Origin of the sequence: Streptomyces sp. NBC_01622, assembly GCF_045209635.1 — a bacterium.
Lineage (GTDB): Bacteria > Actinomycetota > Actinomycetes > Streptomycetales > Streptomycetaceae > Streptomyces.
In genome coordinates, this window is record NZ_CP109293.1 from 6,546,522 (window position 1) to 6,563,098 (window position 16,577).

A 16,577-nucleotide genomic window follows, 5' to 3' on the forward strand; every position below is an offset into this window, starting at 1 on the left:
TGTTGTCAGGTGGTTGGGGACAGCGGCAGGAAGCCGGTGCGCGGGTCGCAGTTGACGTACTCGGCGGTCACCGAGCCGCTCGGCAGTACGGAGACCTCGTGCCAGAAGGCGACGTCCAGCGGGCCTTCCCCGCCGCCGACCATCCGGAAGAAGCTGGCGTAGATGTCCAGGTGCGTGCGGTGCGACCGGCACCAGGTCATCAGGTGTTCGAGCGAGGCGAACCAGGCGATGGTGCAGGCGCGGTCGAGCGGCGCCCCGTCGGCGGCCTCCTCGGTGAGGTTGCGGGCGGCGATACAGCCGGATCCGGCGTTCTCCGCCAGGAAGTCGACGCCCCGGTCCTTGACCGGTTTGACGTCGGCCAGGTACGTCTCGCGGTAGAGGGTGCTGGCGGACCAGTCCTGCGCGGTGCGGATCAGCGCCACGTTTCCGGGTACGTCGACGCTGACGCGGCGGCCACGAGTCTCCCGGGTCGCGGGATCCTGCGGTTCGAAGGCCGGCATCTCGGGCTCCAGCGCCTCGGAGGCCGACGCCGCGATGCGGTCACGGGCGGCGCCCCAGTAGTCGTGCACCTGGGTCTCGGGGAGATCGAGGGCGCCGGACTGCGAAAGACCGCTGGTCGCGTAGTCCTCACGGCGGTGGGTGTGCAGTGTCTCGTTCCGCTCGACGGGGACGAACGACTCCTCGCGCCAGTGCCCGACCGGCCCCTGCGAGGGGAGGCCGTCCCAGGCGGCGCGGACGGCTGCCGACTCCCGCCAGCGCCGGTGGCGGCTCGGGTCGTACCAGTACGCCAGCAACGCCACGTTGTACGCTCCGGCGGTGTCGTAGAACGATCCGCGGTCGACCAGGTCCGGTCCGTCCGGCCCGGTGAACAGCGTGGCGAGGCCCGCCGCGGCCCGCTCGGCCTCCTCCCGGGACGGCGCCTGGCAGCCGTACTGCGCGAAGACGAAGGCGTCCGTGCCCTCCGGGAACCGGGCACTGTAGGCGGTGAAACGAGGGGTGTGCCCCGGTGGGGCCGTTCTCGGCATGGCGCGCTCCTTCGACGAACTGTCCGTGACTCGAAGCGTGGGCCGCCCGACGGCCGCGGCTTGACCGCCAGCGCACCGGAACTTGCCCGAGAGTGAACTCGCGGGTCCGCGGGCCGGGGGGTCACAAAACCGATACGCGCACGTGACCTCGGAGAAGCGCTGGGCGAGGCTAGATAGGACGAGCACGTCGGACATCCGGTGGAGGCGCCGTGAGCCTTGTCCTTTCCACGGACTCCGTGCCCGCAGGCGAGCGGCGGGCCTACTGGCACGATGCCGTCTGGCGCACGTTCGTGCCCCTGGACGTCTCCACCCCGAAGGACCCCGCGGACGCGCCCTTCTCCGGAGCGGTCAGGACCGACCGCCTCGGCCACCTCCAGATCTCCACCGTGGACGCCGACCCGGAGCGGGTCTTCCGTACCCCGCGGCTGATCGCTCGGGACAGCGCCGAGTACATGCTCATCGGCCTGCAGGGGCACGGCCCCGCCGTCATCACCCAGGACGGCCGGGACGCCTTCCTTCGGCCGGGCGACTTCGCTTTCTACGACACGACCCGGCCGTACACGCTGAGCTTCCCCGACCGCTTCCAGATGAAGGTCTTCCAGCTCCCGCGACAGGCGCTCGGACTCCGGGAGTCCGACCTGCGGCGTATCACCGGCATCACCCTTCGCGGTGACGAGGGACCGGCCGCCATGGTGGCCCCCTTCCTGGCCGGTCTCGCCGCCGGAGCCACTTCCTGCCGCCCCCCGGTCGGCGAAATGCTCGCGCGCAACGCCGTGGACCTGCTCACCACCCTCATCGCCGAGCACCTCGGCCGGGACACCGCGGGTACCGACGCCGCCCACCGGGCGCTGCTGGTACGGATCCGGGCCTTCATCGACCACCACCTCGCCGATCCCGGCCTCTCGCCGGAATCGATCGCCGCCGCCCACCGCATCTCCGTCCGCTACCTGCACCGGCTCTTCCAGGACGAAGGCCCCACCGTCAGCCGCTGGATCCAGCACCGCCGCCTGGAGGAATGCCGGCGTGAGCTGAGCCGCCCCGGCCGCATGAGCCCGCCCGTGTCCGCCGTCGCCCACCGCTGGGGCTTCGCCAACCCCGCGCACTTCAGCCGGGTGTTCCGGGCGGCGTACGGGATGTCCCCGCGCGAATGGCAGGGCGGGAGCGGCGGTGCCTGATACGCCGGCCGGCGCCCCGCATTCCTCGACGATCAGTCCCCCAGGTCCCGAAAGCGACTCGACTCGGCCGTCGGAGCCGATGGGATGTCGAGCTCGCCCGGTCCGAGAACACGGACCGCGCGGCGGACTTGCCGAGGATTTCGACGGTCGCCCTCCTTACCGCTCTCGACCGGAATGGCCAAGTGCTGCCACGGGTGCTGGACTTCGGCTCGCCGGCCGACGGCCGACCGCTGCGGCTGGTGCTGGTGGCCCGGGAGATGGGGGTGCCGACGAGCACGGACAGTGCCCCGGCGTACTGGCTGGACCACCTCTTCGTCGACGCCGACGGCGTGCCGACCCTGGTCGAGGTCAAGCGGGCCACGGACACCCGCATCCGGCGTGAGGTCGTCGGCCAGATGCTCGACTACGCGGCGAACGCCGCCCTTTACTGGCCGGCCGCACTGCTACGGCGTTCCTTCGAGGACACCTGCGCCAAGGACGGCCGGTCGCTGGATCGTCTAACGCAGCAGACGTACGAGGGCTTCGAGCCGGTCGGCTCCGGCGGCTTCGTGTCGTCCTTCGGTGCCGGAGTCAGGTCCGGCTGGCCGGTGTTGACATCTGCGACGGAGCCCGGTCCGGAATCGGCGGCGGCCGACTGAGCGGCGAGCGGTGCCAGGCAGAGCGCGCTGACCGTGGCAAGGACCAGGAATCTGCCCGGTATTCGCGGGCTATTTCTGAATGGGCCACCGGAGGAAGGTCGGCGGAAACGGTCGGACATCTGCCCCCCAATTTGAGTCCGAGTGAAAAGCGCCTACGGGCGCGAGGGAGGCTACCCGCAATCAGGGCAAGGCGACAACAGTCCCGAGCCGGAAACCGCCCGGGTATGGCTTCGGCGGACATGTAGATGAGGTGTGCAACTTTGCTGTCTGGTGAAGTGGTTGAGGCTGTTGTTAAGTAATCGACCATATTCATGGGGAAGTTGACGCATTTGACCTTAAGTTTTGGTCGAACAGGGGGCGATGCATGGTGATCTCTATACCTTTTGAACATGTGGAGACCCTGTGAGGAGGCTCTTCGATCTGATCCAATAGGCCCTCGATAGCCGTGCTGGAATGGGGGGTCCGGAGTGCGTCGCAATTCACGTTGGCGGATTTACAGAAAGACCATGCGGATACGCAGGGTGCCCGCTTTGTGGATCGTCGCAATAGGTGTGCTCGGCCTGCTGGTCGGGTTTATCGCGCCGACAGACGCGCTCGCTGCTGAACAGCATACGAATTACCTTGTGAAGGCGAAGAAGGAACCGTCGGTTCCCGTCACGCCGGTCAAGGGCAAGGCCGCGAAGGTGCCGCAGATGGCGCGCTGGAGCGCGGCACAGGCCCACAAGACCTGGCCCGCCAAGGGAGCTGCCGATGTGGCGGTTCCCGCACGTGGAGCTGCCGCCAAGCGGGCTGACGGAGTCCCGGTGACGGTTGCGCCGGCGAAGGGAGGGCACAGGGCCGACGCCGGCACCCGCGTCCACGTATCGCTGCCGGGCCAGACGGCCGCACGGAAGCTCTCGCTCAGTGGCGTCGTTCTCACCGTGCAGCCGGACAGCGCCACTTCTTCGGGCGGCACCGCCCAAGTGGGCCTGAACTACTCGGCGTTCAAGGACGTCTACGGCGGTGACTGGGCAGGCCGACTGCGCCTCGTCCAACTGCCGGCCTGTGCCCTGACCACGCCACAAGCCGCCGCCTGCCGCAAGCAGACCCCCCTGACCTCGACCAACGACGCCAAGACGCAGACGGTCTCGGCCGAGATCGCACTGCCCGCCACCACCACGGCGCAGCCGATGGTGCTCGCGGCGGAGGCTGCCGCCACGGGCGGCGGCGGCAGCTATGCGGCCACCTCGCTGTCCCCGTCGGGCCAGTGGTCGGCCGGCGATTCGGCCGGAGCCTTCAGTTACTCGTACCCCATCTCGGTGCCCGACGTGCCCGGTGGTCTGGCCCCGAACGTGTCCCTCGGCTACAGCTCGCAGAGCGTCGACGGGCGCACCTCGTCGACGAACGCCCAGTCTTCCTGGATCGGCGACGGTTGGGACTACTCGCCCGGCTTCGTCGAGCGCAGCTACGCCTCCTGTTCCGACGACACGGCGAACGGCACGCCCAAGACCTCGGACGAGTGCTGGTCGGATGACGCCGACTCGCTCACGCTGTCGCTGAACGGCTCGTCCAACACGCTCATCCACGACGACAAGACAGGTACCTGGCGCCCGCAGGGCGACAACGGCGAGAAGATCGAGGTCAAGACCGACACGGTCAACGGCGACAATGACAACGAGTACTTCGTCGTCACCACCGCCGACGGCACGCAGTACTACTTCGGCAAGAACCGGCTGCCCGGCTGGGCGACGGGCAACGCGACCACCAACTCGGTGTTCACCGCGCCCGTCTACGGCAACGACGCCAACGAGCCGTGTCACGCCGCGACCTTCGCCGACTCCTGGTGCCAGCAGGGCTACCGCTGGAACCTCGACTACACCGTCGACCCGCACGGCAACGCCATCAGCTACTGGTACACGCCCGAGACCGGCTACTACGGCCGGGACAACGCCACCACCGCGACCACGTACGCCCGCGGCGGCTACCTCTCCAAGATCCAGTACGGGCAGCTGGCAGGCAAGGTCTACGACAGCACCGCCCCGGCCGCCGCCCAGGTCTTCTTCGACACCTCAGAGCGCTGCCTGGCCGACTCCAGCTTCGACTGCGCCACGACGAAGATGACGACCGCCAACGCCTCGCACTGGCCGGACGTCCCCGTCGACCAGACCTGTGCCTCGACGGGCACCTGCAATAACCACGGCCCGTCCTTCTTCAGCACCAAGCGCCTGACGGGCATCCGCACCCAGACCCTGGTCGGCACCGGCTACCAGAACGTGGACGCCTGGACGCTGACCCACACCTTCCCGTCGACCGGGGACACCACCACCCCGTCGCTGTGGCTGAGCCAGATCGTGCACACCGGTAAAGACGGCGGGAGCCTCGACCTGCCGCCGGTGAAGTTCGCCGGGCAGGCACTGGCCAACCGCGTAGACGGCCTCGACGGCTACCAGCCAATCACCCGGTACCGGATGACCACGGTCACCACCGAGTCCGGCGAAGTGACCACCGTCAACTACACCAGCCCGCAATGCCATCGCACGGGCACCCCGGTGCTGCCGTCCAGCGAGGACAGCAACACCTACCGCTGCTATCCGCAGTACTGGACGCCACCGGGACAGACCTCACCGCAGCTGGACTGGTTCAACAAGTTCCTCGTCAACTCCGTGACGACCCAGGACCCCACCGCCGGCGGGCTCCCCGTCCAGACGTCGTACAAGTACGTCGGTGACCCGGCCTGGCACTACAACGACGACCCGCTGACCCAGGCCAAGTACCGCACCTGGAACCAGTGGCGCGGCTACGGCACGGTCGAGACCCGCACCGGCACGGCCCCGGAGAAGATCACCCTGTCCCGGGAGACGTACTTCCGCGGCATGGACGGCGACAAGACCTCCAGCGGCACCCGCAATGTCACGCTCAACGACACAGCGAACGACGACCCGCAGAAGGACTCCGACTGGCTGGCCGGCCAGACCTACGAAGCGCTGTCCTACAACGGCGACGGCGGCGCACTGCTCTCGGACAGCGTCACTGACCCCTGGACCTCGGCGGCGACGGCCACCCAGTCCCGTACGAAGGCGAGCCTGGACCCACTGGTCGCCCACCGCACCAACGTCCAGCGGTCCCGCACCGTCACCACCAAGGCGGACGGCACCAAGCTCACGACCGAGGTCGACTACACGATCGACGACGCCACCGGTCTGCCCAAGGCCGTGGACGACCAGGGCGACACCGCGACGCCCAGCGACGACAAGTGCAGCCGCACCTGGTACGCCACGGACGCCTCCGGCAACCTGCTGCCGATCCCACGCCGCGTCCAGGAAGTCTCCGTCTCCTGCTCCGCCACCCCGAAATACCCGCACGATCTGATCAGCGACGACCTCACCTTCTTCGACGGCTCCACGGACAACACCGCCACGCCCACCAAGGGCGACGTCACGATGGTCCAGAAGGCCGACTCGGTCGACGACAACGGCACTCCGCACTACGTCACGGCACTGAAGAACACCTACGACTCCTACGGCCGCGAGCTGACCGAGACCGACGCCGACGGCCGCGTCACGACCACCGCCTACACCCCGGCCGCCGGCGCGTCCCCGACCGCCATCACGGTCACCCGGCCGAAGGTCACGGGCCAGACCGCGGGCTTCGCCACCACGACCACGCTCGACCCGGCCCGTGGCCTGGACCTGAAGACCACGGACGCGGCGGGCTACTCCACCACCAGCACCTATGACCCGCTGGGCCGCCTGACCGCAGTGTGGAGCCCGGGCTTCCCCACCGACAACAACCCCAACATCAAGTACAGCTACAACCTCACGCCGTCGGCGCCGTCCACGGTCACTACCCAGACCCTCACCGACGACAACGCCTACCGCACCTCCATCTCGATCTACGACGCGATGCTGCGTCCCCGCGAGACGCAGACGGCGACCGTCGACGGCGGCCGTACCGTCACCGACACCGTCTACGACACGCACGGCTGGGCGGTCAGCTCCTCCGACGCGTACTACAACAGCGGTGCCCCCTCCGGCACGCCGGTCGACGCGCCCGACAACCAGACCCCGTCCCAGACCGGCACGTTCTACGACGGCGCGGGCCGGGTCACGGCCTCGGTCGCCTATCACTTCGCGTCCGAGACCTGGCGCACCACCACCGCCTACCCCGGCGCCGACCGCGTCGACGTGACCCCGTCCGCCGGGACCACGCCCTTCGGCGCCACACCCACCACCACGTACACCGACGCCCGCGACCAAGTGGTCAAGCTGCTGCGCTACCACGGCACCACAGCCGGCGGCGCCGCCGACACCGTCACTTACTCCTACGACACATCCGGCCACCAGACCGGCGAGGACGACGGCCAGGGCCACACATGGTCCAGCGGCTACGACCTCCTAGGCCGTCGTACCTCCCAGACCGACCCCGACACCGGCTCCTCCAGCTCGTCGTACGACAACGCCGGCCAGTTGATGAACACGACTGACGCGCGTGGCAAGACCATCAGCTACACGTACGACGAAATGGGCCGTAAGAAGGCCGAGTTCGACACCACGGGCGGTGCCGCGCAGTCCACCAGTAACGAGCTGGCCGCCTGGACGTACGACACGCTGAAGAAGGGCGAGCCCACCGCCTCGATCCGTTACGTGGGCGGCACCGGCGGCTCCGCCTACACCAACAAGATCCTCGGCTACGACAGCCACGGCTGGGCACAGGCGAGCGAACTCGTGATCCCCGCCGCCGAAGGCGCCCTGGCCGGCAACTACATCCACCAGAACACGTACAACCTCACCGGCACGCTGAAGAACTACACCGACCAGGGCCCCACGGCCGTCAAACTGCCGCAGGAGACCGTCTCCTACAACTACGACGCCTACGGCCGCCCCACGTCCGTCGGCGGCACCACGAACAGCTGGGACTACGTCGACAAACTCAGCTACACGGAATTCGACGAGCCCTACCAGCTCACCTACGGCACCTCCGGCAACTTCGCCCAGCAGACCCTGAACTACGACGACCAGACCCACCGGCTGACCGACTCGACCACCATCACCAAGTCGGGTGCCGCGATAGCCGACAAGACCAGTTACTCCTACCAGCCGTCCGGCAACGTCACGAAGATCACCGACAAGCTGGAGACCGGCTCGACCGACACCCAGTGCTTCGACTACGACTGGGCACAGCGCCTGAAGGACGCGTGGACGGCCACCGACGACTGCGCGGTGACCCCCGCGTCCGGCGCGTCGACGACCGTGGGCGGCCCGTCACCGTACTGGCAGTCATGGTCCTACGACGCCACCGGAGCCCGCTCCTCGCAGGTGGACCACGACACCACGGGCGACACCTCCCACGACGCGACGGCCTCGTACACCCCGTTCGCGGCGGGCAAGGGCCCCGCCCACGCGGTGTCGACGGTGAACACGGTGGTGCCGGGCGACTCGACGGCGAACACCACCAACGCCTACACCTACGACCAGGACGGCAACGTCCTGACCCGCACCACCCGCGCGGGCACCGACACCCTCACCTACGACGACGAGGACAACCTGTCGGAACTGTCCTCCACGGGATCGAGCGGCGACACCAAGTACCTGTACGACGCCGACGGCAGCCTGCTGCTCCGGCACAGCCCCGACGGAACGACCCTCTACACGGGCGACGAGGAGATCACCCTCAAGGCCGGGGCCACCAGCGCCGACGGCGTGCGCTACATCTCCATCGCCGGCGAGACCGTGGCCACCCACTCCTCCGACGGCAAGTTCACTTACCTGATCCCCGACCGCCAGGGCACCGGCGCCCTGGAGATCGACTCCCAGACACAACAGGTCACCCGCCGTCAGTACAAACCCTTCGGTGAAACTCGCGACCAGACCGGGACCTGGATCGGGCAGCAGGGCTACGTCGGCGGCACCCAGGACGACAACACGGGCCTGACCAACCTCGGCGCCCGCGAGTACGACCCGTCCATCGGTCGCTTCCTGAGCCCCGACCCCGTCATGGATCCCGGCTCCCCGCAGTCCTGGAACGCCTACGACTACGCGGACGACACCCCGGTCACCACGTCCGACCCCAGCGGCGGCTGCGCGGACATCGACTGCCCGACCCGCAACTGCCCGGCCTGTCTCAACCGCACACCCACCGACAAGAACCCCAACTCGCCGGCGCTGCACGACTCCCCGGGCTCGGGCAGCACGCCCACCAACACCAAGTCCTACGCCAAGAAGTACAAGGCCGACGTCAGCAACAGCTCGCAACGTGTCCACGACGAGGAACGCGCCCTGGAGCGCCAGAAAGCAACGGCGGACGCCGCAGCCGCCGCGGCGAAAAGACAGGCCTCAGGCTTCAAACACCGCCTGCTCAGTTTGGTCGCGGACGTCATCGGCCTCACCGACGCCTACAACTGCTTCACCAAGGGCGACGTGATGGGCTGCGTCAACACGGCCCTGACAGCGGTGCCCTGGGGCAAGGTCTTCAAAGCCATCAAGGTAGGTGTCGAGGCGCTCAAGGTCTGGCGAGCCCTTGACCACGCGTACACCGCGGTCAAGGACGCGGAGGAAGCCGCGAAGATCGCCGACGACGCCGTCAAGGCCGAACACATGGTCATGGAAGCGGAGAAGACGGAAGGAGCCGGCGCCGAAGCAGCCAGCTGCGCAACCCACAGCTTCGTACCCAGCACGGAAGTCCGCCTGGCAGACGGCTCGTCCAAACCGATCAGCAAGGTCAAGGCCGGCGACACGGTCCTGGCGACGGACCCACAGACGGGCGTCACGGCCCCGGAGAAGGTCCAGCACGTCATCGTCACCACGACGGACAGGGACTTCACCACCCTGACCCTGGACACGGCACCGGTCCGAGGCCCGCCCCAGCATGCGCAGTCCCACACGTCTGCCAAGCAGATCCTCACCACCACCTGGCACCACCCCTTCTGGGACGCCACCCACCACCGTTGGATCGACGCGCGCTACCTCACCGTCGGCACCAATCTTCGTCAGCCAGACGGTACGACGGTCGTCATTCGCGGGGTGCGGAACTTTCATCAGCACAGCACCACGTACGACCTCACCGTCGGTACCCTCCACACGTACTATGTGCTGGCTGGAACTGCTCCGGTGCTGGTGCACAACTGCGACGAGATTGATGAACCTCACGTTCATGTCAACAGCTTGAACGATGCGCGGGACAGCGCCCGTACCTCAGCAGGGCTGGGAGACGACGCCGTACCGTTCCAGCAGGAACTCGGTCCGCTAAAGGGTAAGTATTACTCCGGAATGCAGAGTTCGGACGGATTGCGTGGTTGGCGGATGGACTTCGATCCCCGCTCCGCGAAGGGCGTACACATCAACTGGTGGGACAAGACGAGCGGTTCGAAACGAAACTCCGGGTGGAAATCAGGTGCTGTAATTCTGAATGGGTTCACGGAAGGTGACTTCCGTGGAATCGTAAACAGTTTCCCACTAACGTGAGCCGAGTCATGAACTACATCGACAGCGAGCACTTGGAGAGCTGGATCGAGGGCGGCCAGGCTTGGGTGGCTGGGGGCGACGTCTGCCAGGCTTTCCATGATGTCCTCTTGGAGTTCCCGTGGACGCCTACGCGAATCGACTGGAGAGCGGTGGAACACGTGACGATCGACCTCGACGAGATCGACGACGAAGCGGTCGCCGCCATGGCAAGAGCCCAAAAGGTACCTTTGCACACTCACGTGCTGGTGCTCTTCTCACCAGATCAGCCTGGTCTCATCTGCGAGACGGAGAACGCTCTGGAAAACCTAGACCACCTTTACTGGAAGGCTCCGGGCGCACGGTACTTCTGCGGGGCCGATGTCGACGAAAGTGGGTGGCGGTATCACTACCGCGACTTCGGGGAGTTCGACGGAACTGCAAAGGTTACGCTGCGGGTGCAGGGGAGCGTTTGAAGCCCGTCGAAGCGTGTTCGTGAGGCCAAATGAAGATGAAGCTTGCGGTATTTATCATCTGTGCCACATTCTGGGATCCGATGAGAGTTTGACCCAGGCTTCGGCTATTCCAATCGGATATGCGGTTACCAGGGAGTCCGCGTTATCTCCATGAGAATTTTCTCCCTGGAAGTATGAAGATTAGCTTCGAGGCGACAGATCCGGTCAGCGGTGACTGTGACCATTGCTGTCGGAATCGACGCGTTCAAGAAGGGGGTAGCGCGCAGGGCACGAAGGGCGACTGATGAACCGGGTCAGGGCGGATGTCGAGGCGATCATCGAGCAGTACGGCAGGGACGGACGGCTGTCTTCGGAGAGCCACGCTTTGTCGGAGTTCGGTATTTGGGACCGGCTGACTCCAGGCACGCTCCTGGGCCTGGCCCTCTGCGTCGCCGTGGCTGAGGACCCGGCGTTCGCCGATGAGATCGCGGAGTCGGACGACACGCTACTGGCCGGGTTGATCTCGGGAGACTTCCGCGCGATTGAACTGGGCGTCGAGGACGCGACTAAAAGCTGGGATCAGATTGTTGCCCGGCTCGTAGAGTACGTTCAGCGCCCGGATGCGTCGCCGGGCACCCTCGACGTTCTGTTGTCGGAGGCGGAAGAGCTCTGGTTCGAGGTGCTTGATTCCGGCGAGATGACGCGTCCTCAGGTGAGGGATGGCGAGTTCGGGCCCTGGGACGCGACTGAGACGCCGGTGTTCGCCGGAATGGAGCGGCTCGACTACGGCGTGTTGAGGGTGCCGCTGTTGGAGGGCGCGGGTATGCATCCGCTGATGGCTGGTGGGCGTGCCGTCGGGGTGATCGTCTCTCTCGGTGGTCACGCCTTCAGCCTCCAGGCGTTCAGGGTTCCTGCGGGGCCGGTCTGGAGGAAGACCCTCCCGAAGATCATCCAGGGGATCCTGGATCAGGGAGGTACTGCGGAGGAGGCCGAGAGCGGTCTCGGATCCGAGGTCCGTGCGCGGATCTTTGTTGTGAAGGACGGGCAGCGAGTGCTTCAGCCGACGCGGATCGTCGGGTGCGACGGGCCGGGATGGCTGCTGCGTGGGACCTACGGTGGGCCAGCGGCACTGACGGACTTGGTGGACCCGCGGGCCCATCACCTCTTCACCCAGACGGTGGTCGACCTGTCGGCGGCGGAGGGCCAAGCGGACGCGACCCAGGAGATCACGAACCTGGAGATCCGCTGGCCTACCACGGAATGAGCCGACTGGGACGGGTGTTCGGGTTCACCCCGTTCGGCAGCTCAGCGTAGGGCAGCGAGTTCCCGCGTCCACGCAACTGTGAATGCTCCCGGAACGCGAGCACGCGGGACTCGATTCCGTGCTGAAGGGCGGGCTCATCACCGAACGATCGCAGCGACCTCGCTGGGCGGGAGATGCTGGTTAGCGGACGAGTTGGATCTCGATGGCGAGAGCGCCGAGAACTTCTTTCTCGGGCGGGTAGATGGCGCGGATGTTGGCGAGCTGCTCGTCGTGAGTGGCGGTCGGGTTGACGTTTGCTGGCCCCTCGCCGTCGAGCAGGGCCTCGAAGTCGGTGTACTCGGTTACGCGCTTGACCTCGACCTCGCAGGTCTCGTCCGTGCCCTTGATGCGGAACTGGATGACGTCGCCGACGGCGAGGTCGGCAAGGTGGGGATATTTGACCCGTACCTCGATGGTCTTGGTGCCGGCGGCGACGAGGTCGAAGTACTGGCGGTAGAGGTTGAGTTCGCGGACGCGCGGGGTGGTGTTGCTCATGGGGAGGGAAGACTCCTGGGGGCTGGTGCGGTGATCAGGCGGCCGATCTCGGCTGCGGAGTACGAGCGGAAGAAGTGCCGGGGGTCCGACAGCAGCGTCTCGGCGGTGGCCAGCAGTTGATCGGCATATTCGGAGACGGTGCCAGGCCATCGTCGGGTGTCGAGCATCCAGTCGTCGGCGCCCTCGGGCAAGGGGACGTGGCCCTCGCGGATGAGGGACTTGGAGAGTTTCGCGCCGGTGTCGGTGACGATTTGCGGGCAGAACAGGCGGGCGGGGAGTTGGGCCCGGGTCAGACCGACGGCTTGGAGGGCTTCATCGACGAGGAGGGAGCCGAAGACCCAGTCGCCGCCCTTGACCATGACGTGCAGGGTTCCACCCGCCCCCGTGCTGGTGAGGGCGAGTTCCTTGACGAGGTTGCGGTAGAGGGTGGCCAGGTCGAGATAGGCACCCGTGGTGGGCGTGATGGTCATTCGGTAGGCGCCGTGGTGGAGGCAGACGGCGGCGACGGTGGCCGTTTCTCGTTCGGTGAGATGTACCCGCGTGCGCTCCGCGTGTTTCTCCGTCCAACCGCAGCCGGGTTGTGGGCAGGGGATGCGCGCGTGTGGGCTGCCGGTGGATGGGGCGAGCCACCAGCGGGCGGCGTCGAGGCGGGGCAGCAGTCGTAGCCAGGTGCGGCGGAAGTGCTCGCCGGCCTGCTGCTGGGTGTAGGTCTCGACGCGGTGTGGGATGCCCAGGCGTCGGGAGAGAGCCGTGAACAGGGGTTGGTAGAGGGCGGCGACGAGGTCGGTCAGGGCCTGGTTGCCGAGGGCCTGGGCGTAGGCGCGTTGGTAGCGGTGGCCGCTGGCCGGGTCCGTGACCAGTTCGTACGGAGCGTTGTCGAGGGCGCTGAAGAGGACCTCGGTGGGGATGCCGAAGCGGTCGCGCAGGCGGGCCGCCATGGCGAAGGCGAGCGACTGTACGAGCGAGGTGCCGATGTGTGGGGCGCCGTTGATCTGCGTGCCGACGACGAGCACGATCCGCTCGGGTGGCGTGGCCAGGATGCGTGGGGTCAGGACGTCCTCGGCGCGGAGAAGGGCATTGGCTAGGACGGTGTTCGGTGAGACGAGATGGGGCGTCACGGATGTCCCCTTGCGGTCACGTCGGACGGACGTAGGTGTGTTGCCGGGGGGTGGGAGGTGCCCGGTCCTAGAGACCGGCGTCAGAGCGCGCTTCTTCTTCGGCACCGGCGACGTACGGGTGTTGGAGCGCGGCGCGGAGGGCGTCCGTCTCGGTGAGGGTGTCGTCGTCCGGTAGCTCGTACCAGCCGCCGAACCAGTCGTCGAGCCGCTCCACGCCGGGTGCGACGAGCCAGGAGTTGGTGGAGAGGTGCCGTACCGGCAGGCCGTCCCAGCAGTCGGCGGTGCCGGTTGCGATGGCGTAGTAGAGGCGCTCGTTGGGTCCGTCGTAGAGGACCGGGCCGATTGATGCGCCGGTGCCGCGAAGGTGGGAGAGGGCCAGGAGGCCGGTCTCGGCAGGGGTTCGCACGAGGTCCCAGTCGTTGCCGACCTTCAGCAGACGCAGTCCGGGTACGTCGCTGACCATGGGCGCGCTGCGCAGCGCGTCGCGTACGGAGATCATGTTTCCCCCTGCGGCTGGAGGTTGGGGCTCGTGCCGAGGGAGGGTGTGGACTCCGTGGACGGCTTGAGGGAGCGGATCACGATCAGGCGGGTGCCAGTTGCTGCTATCTGCCGCATCCGTTCCGTGCTGATGCTTCCGGGGCCGAGGTGGCTGAGGGAGGGGACCACGGCGCCGTAGGTGTCGGGTAGTTCGAGGGCGTCGACCAGCCCGACGAAGGCGGGGGAGCGGATGGCTACCGTGGCGTCGCGGTCGGTGAAGACGCCGCAGAGGGCCAGTTCGTGTCGGCGGCAGTAGTCGGTGAGGCAGTCGATGAGCGCCGCATGGCGGACCAGGCCGCCGGTGACGTGTCGCAGGTAGCCGAAGACCTGCGGGAAGGCGACGCGTCGGCGTTCCGTGATGAGTTCGTCGTCCATGTCCACAGCGTCGGCTGGCGTGAACGGCCTTGAAATGACCTGCTGTTGTACTTCCGTTGCACTTCCCGCCCCACGTCGTCACCGAGAGTGCTTCCATACGTGACGGAGGGAGGTAATCCGTGGTCAGCGTGCAGCAGTGGACAGGCCGGGAAGCGAGCGCTCTGCGCGCTGCCCTGCGGATGAGCACGCGGGCCTTCGCCGAACACCTCGGTGTTGCCCTGCGTACGGTGGCCAAGTGGGAGAGCCTGGGGGCCGAAACTCAACCTCGGCCCGATACCCAGGCGATTCTCGACACCGCGCTCGCTCGTGCTGATGCTGCCGCCCATGCCCGGTTCGAGCTGGTGCTGTTCCCGGAGAGGAAGAGCGCGCGGCCGGCGGACTACGAGACGTGGACTGAGGACATCGAGCGTGCCGTGGTCTGCGTCAGCCGCCAGGACTTTCCCTTCGCCGCGACCTTGTTGAACCGCTGGCTGGCGAGCCATGACCCTCACGTCCTGGATGACAAGGGCCTTTATCTGTACGGGCGTTCGCTCGTCCTGCTCGGTGATGTGCAACGAGACCAGGGCGCGATCCTCGGCCCGCTGTCCGCCCGGCAGTCTTACCTGACCGGGCGCGACATGTTCTCCGAGCTCGCCATCCCGCGCCGGGTCGCCCAGATCGAGCTGTCCCTCACCGTCGTGCAGGAGATGTCAGGTCAGCTGGATGCCTCCGCCCGATGGTACGAGCAACTCGCCGCCGACCAGCGGCTCAGCCGACGGGACCGAGCCCGGGCCCGGTTGTGGATCGGTACGGCTCTGAGCAAGGAGGGCAACAACGAGTACGCCACCAACGTCATGGCTGCTGCCACCCGCGAGTTCGAGGAACTCGGTGAGCCGGAGGACTGGTCCGTGGCACACCAGAAGCTCGCCCTGGCCCACCGCGGCGCCGGCGACCTGAAACAGGCCCTGCACTACATCGACATCGCGCGCACCACTGGCACGGTTGACTCCCCGATGCAGCGAGTGCGGTTGGACACCGCGTACGGGCACATCCTTCTGTCGGATGCGGCGACCCGGAATGATGGGCTGTCCGTCCTCGACCAGGCGGCGCAGGTGGCCCAGCAGTTCGGGCTGAGCCACCAGTTGCGCAGCATCGAGGGCATCCGAAAGGGCCAGCAGGGATGAGTCAGGGAGTGCCAGTGCCGGAGCACCAGCAGCGCCAGATCACCGATGAGCAGTTCTACGACGCGACGTTGATCTGGAACTACCATCAGATGGGACACGAGCTGCGCCCCTGCTCGGCGGCGATCGGCCTGGGCAGCCACGACCTCGGCGTCGCCACCACAGCCGCCGACCTCTACCGCGCCGGCCTCTTCCCCGTTGTCGTGTTCAGCGGCGGCAACAGCCCCACCACCCGCACCCGCTTCCCGCGCGGCGAGGCCGTCCACTACCGCGAGCACGCAATGGGCCTCGGCATGCCAGACGAGGCGATCCTGGTCGAGTCGAAGGCGGCGAACACCGGCCAGAACATCACCTTCTCCCGGGAGTTGCTGGCCGAGGCAGGCGTGGAGGTGGAGTCGCTGCTGCTGATCTCCAAGCCTTACATGGAACGCCGCTCGTACGCGACCTGCCGCAAGCTGTGGCCCGAGGCCGAAGTCGTATGCGCCTCGGAGCCTTTGGAGTTGGACGACTACATCAAGTCCATCGGCGACGAGAAGCTCGTCGTCGACATGCTCGTCGGGGACCTCCAACGGGTGATCGAGTACCCGAGACTCGGCTTCGCCGTCGAGCAGGACGTACCAGGGGATGTGCATGACGCTTACGAGCGCCTCCTGGGCGCCGGCTTCGACAGCCGCCTCATCAGCAGCTGACACACGCCGACTTGGGGCGAGCGGCGGGGCGTGCGCGATCCATCGGCCGAACCTGTTTCCTCGGCTCTCCACGCTGGCCAAGTTGTTCGCCGCCGACCGGTGGATCGTCCTCGACGATGTTCAGTTCGCGCGCCGGGATTACCAGCACCGCACCCGGCTCGCGGCCCTCGATGACCGAGCAGGCAGCAGTGG

At 67.2% G+C, this 16,577-nt stretch carries 12 protein-coding genes and 1 pseudogene; 8 read left to right on the forward strand and 5 right to left on the reverse strand.

Features of this window, described 5'->3' with window-relative positions; translation table 11 throughout:
* Nucleotides 1–5 precede the first annotated feature (5 nt).
* On the reverse strand, nt 6–1,025 hold the full coding sequence (locus OH768_RS30175) for a phenylacetaldoxime dehydratase family protein (RefSeq protein WP_406458801.1): 1,020 nt from the start codon (nt 1,023–1,025) through the stop codon (nt 6–8).
* A 209-nt stretch (nt 1,026–1,234) separates the two neighbouring features.
* Here OH768_RS30175 and OH768_RS30180 point away from each other — a divergent pair, with 209 nt between their 5' ends.
* From OH768_RS30180 to OH768_RS30200, 5 genes are all read left to right on the forward strand, one after another.
* On the forward strand, nt 1,235–2,200 hold the full coding sequence (locus OH768_RS30180) for a helix-turn-helix domain-containing protein (RefSeq protein WP_406458803.1): 966 nt from the start codon (nt 1,235–1,237) through the stop codon (nt 2,198–2,200).
* A 182-nt stretch (nt 2,201–2,382) separates the two neighbouring features.
* Nucleotides 2,383–2,838: a hypothetical protein gene (locus OH768_RS30185; protein ID WP_406458805.1), complete on the forward strand. Its 456-nt coding sequence runs from the start codon at nt 2,383–2,385 to the stop codon at nt 2,836–2,838.
* Between the two features lie 623 nt (nt 2,839–3,461).
* A complete protein-coding gene (locus OH768_RS30190; protein WP_406458807.1) occupies nt 3,462–10,277 on the forward strand; it encodes an RHS repeat-associated core domain-containing protein in 6,816 nt (2,271 codons plus the stop codon).
* 8 nt (nt 10,278–10,285) lie between these two features.
* On the forward strand, nt 10,286–10,729 hold the full coding sequence (locus OH768_RS30195; RefSeq protein WP_406458809.1) for a hypothetical protein: 444 nt from the start codon (nt 10,286–10,288) through the stop codon (nt 10,727–10,729).
* A 283-nt stretch (nt 10,730–11,012) separates the two neighbouring features.
* Nucleotides 11,013–11,972: a DUF3710 domain-containing protein gene (locus tag OH768_RS30200; RefSeq protein ID WP_406458811.1), complete on the forward strand. Its 960-nt coding sequence runs from the start codon at nt 11,013–11,015 to the stop codon at nt 11,970–11,972.
* Between the two features lie 180 nt (nt 11,973–12,152).
* On the opposite strand, the gene OH768_RS30205 is transcribed toward OH768_RS30200, so the two are convergent.
* The 4 genes from OH768_RS30205 to OH768_RS30220 form a co-directional block, all read right to left on the reverse strand.
* The gene (locus OH768_RS30205; protein WP_406458813.1) at nt 12,153–12,506 is read right to left on the reverse strand and encodes an ASCH domain-containing protein; all 354 of its coding nucleotides are present in this window, start codon (nt 12,504–12,506) and stop codon (nt 12,153–12,155) included.
* On the reverse strand, nt 12,503–13,624 hold the full coding sequence (locus OH768_RS30210) for a hypothetical protein (RefSeq protein WP_406458815.1): 1,122 nt from the start codon (nt 13,622–13,624) through the stop codon (nt 12,503–12,505). Before OH768_RS30210 ends, OH768_RS30205 begins: the two co-directional genes overlap by 4 nt.
* Before the next feature lie 67 nt (nt 13,625–13,691).
* Nucleotides 13,692–14,123 carry a hypothetical protein gene (locus OH768_RS30215; RefSeq protein WP_406458817.1) on the reverse strand — a complete coding sequence of 144 codons (432 nt, stop codon included), beginning with the start codon at nt 14,121–14,123 and terminating at the stop codon, nt 13,692–13,694.
* The gene (locus OH768_RS30220; protein ID WP_406458819.1) at nt 14,120–14,536 is read right to left on the reverse strand and encodes a hypothetical protein; all 417 of its coding nucleotides are present in this window, start codon (nt 14,534–14,536) and stop codon (nt 14,120–14,122) included. Before OH768_RS30220 ends, OH768_RS30215 begins: the two co-directional genes overlap by 4 nt.
* A gap of 119 nt (nt 14,537–14,655) precedes the next feature.
* On the opposite strand from OH768_RS30220, the gene OH768_RS30225 reads away from it, so the two are divergent.
* From OH768_RS30225 to OH768_RS30235, 3 genes and pseudogenes are all read left to right on the forward strand, one after another.
* Nucleotides 14,656–15,699: a helix-turn-helix domain-containing protein gene (locus OH768_RS30225; protein WP_406458821.1), complete on the forward strand. Its 1,044-nt coding sequence runs from the start codon at nt 14,656–14,658 to the stop codon at nt 15,697–15,699.
* Nucleotides 15,696–16,385 carry a YdcF family protein gene (locus OH768_RS30230; protein ID WP_406458823.1) on the forward strand — a complete coding sequence of 230 codons (690 nt, stop codon included), beginning with the start codon at nt 15,696–15,698 and terminating at the stop codon, nt 16,383–16,385. The genes OH768_RS30225 and OH768_RS30230 overlap by 4 nt, the downstream gene beginning before the upstream one ends.
* Nucleotides 16,327–16,494 (forward strand): annotated as a pseudogene (locus OH768_RS30235) (hypothetical protein); the annotation flags it as partial. The gene OH768_RS30230 and the pseudogene OH768_RS30235, both read left to right, overlap by 59 nt.
* Nucleotides 16,495–16,577 lie beyond the last annotated feature (83 nt).